The organism is Viscerimonas tarda, from assembly GCF_054601255.1.
On sequence record NZ_BAAHWV010000125.1, the window covers coordinates 1 to 1,439 of the forward strand.

1 protein-coding gene is annotated in these 1,439 nt (G+C 45.2%); it reads left to right on the forward strand.

The window, feature by feature from the left end:
• The first annotated feature begins 1,144 nt into the window (after positions 1 to 1,144).
• On the forward strand, positions 1,145 to 1,438 hold the full coding sequence (locus ACYPWY_RS16230) for a hypothetical protein (protein ID WP_459686589.1): 294 nt from the start codon (positions 1,145 to 1,147) through the stop codon (positions 1,436 to 1,438).
• The last annotated feature ends 1 nt before the right edge of the window (position 1,439 follow it).

Genomic DNA, 1,439 nt, shown 5'->3' on the forward strand with positions numbered 1-1,439 from the left:
GGGGCGTATGGCATACGCCCAGCACACGACAATCAAAATACATGCAATGATGAAACATTTGCGCGTTTCGACAATGCGTGTATCGGGCGTATGCCATACGCCCCTACAATTGCGTCGTGCAATGCACAGGGCTGATCTGGGAATTCCACCCAAAATACTACACATTCCTACCTTTCCAAACAAAATTTCAACTTTTCTTCACAAAATCACTTGTTATGTAATAAAAACACATTACATTTGACGACTGTTTTGAATGCTTTCGTCATTAGGTTGGCGGATTTTTTACTCAAGGCAGGGCAATTTTTTTGTAACTTGGCACGGGTTTATAACCGGATTTTAATGGCTGATTTCACTAACAATTATGTATTTTTTAACACCAGATTTTCTCCTGATTATTTGGCAGTTACAGCTATTTTATTAGAGAGAGAGAGAGAGAGAGAGACCACATACCCTCGCGCGTAAGATAATAAAATTTTTCTTTTCACGCAAACAACCTGATTTATTTTCTGAAAATATGTTACCGCCGATTTTTATCGGAGGCGCGTTTTCGTGCGCGTATTTTAACAAATATGGCGCATTTGGAACGCTAATTTCGCGGATTTTCGCAAATAATTTCTTCCGTTCAACTGTCATTGCGGGCTCCGACCCGCAATCTCCTTATGCAATATTCGGGCAGACACACAGGTCTGCCCCTACACCCAATTGTGTAGAGACAGCGGGGGAAGCGACAAAAAATCATCATATAACAAAATCAGTCCCGCAGGGACGACACTTTATTAACCGTATGCTTCAGCTTACGGGTGAACAAGCGCCTCCTGCAAGCAAGTCCCGCAGGGACGACACTTGGACACGCTATCAAGTGTCGCCCCATGCGGGGCTTAGGATACTGTGTTGTCCGTCAGGCCGTAAGCTAAAGCATACGGTTAATAAAGTGTTGTCCCATGCGGGACTAAATACAAAATCCCAAAAAGTACTCCCTCCCCTCTCCCTGTGGAGAGGGGCCGGGGGAGAGGTGAATTGCGCCGGTGCGTACATCGGGCGTATTCGATACGCCCCTACAATGCGTCGTGCAATGACAACGGGGATGATAAATCATAAAAATCATACTAAAATCACAGTTCAGACTAATTAAAACTCACTTAACATGAAGAAACTTTTTCTATTACTGGCAGTTATTGCCTGCCTGACGGTTGAGGCGCAGGAATTCCTCGCACAGCCGCCTGAGAACGTGCTCCCCTCGGAGGTGGCGGCGCAGAATATTACCGAACTTACTTCGGCGCCGAAGCCCGGATTGCGCTACGGCCCCGATGAAAAGGGGAACGGCAACAAGGAAACATGGCTGCCGGTGGCTGCTGTTGACTACACTATTGTGCTCTCGATGAGCTTATTGCTTTTTGCTTATTCATTCTTTAAAACTAGGAAAAATGAGAAAATATAAA